Below are 211 nucleotides of genomic sequence, written 5' to 3' on the forward strand. Positions count from 1 at the left end.
GGTCTGACTGTGTAATCCTAAATACTCACCGCTTCCTTTGGTGTACTCACTTAGATCATAAGCACTAAAAAACTTACCGGTACGTTTTAGATGCTCAAAGCAAAGTGCATTCACATAGTTCCACACGAAGTTTACTGAACCACTTAGACGATTCAGCTCTTTTATGTGTTTGTCTTTAATGCGTAGCTTGAGTGTTTTCATATATTCAGTA

At 37.9% G+C, this 211-nt stretch carries 1 pseudogene; it reads right to left on the minus strand.

Annotated elements, in window-relative coordinates:
- Positions 1 to 201: pseudogene (locus tag A1019T_RS13055) on the minus strand (RNA-guided endonuclease InsQ/TnpB family protein); the annotation flags it as partial.
- Between the last annotated feature and the right edge of the window lie 10 nt (positions 202 to 211).

Source organism: Psychrobacter piechaudii (genome assembly GCF_900162825.1).
GTDB lineage: Bacteria > Pseudomonadota > Gammaproteobacteria > Pseudomonadales > Moraxellaceae > Psychrobacter > Psychrobacter piechaudii.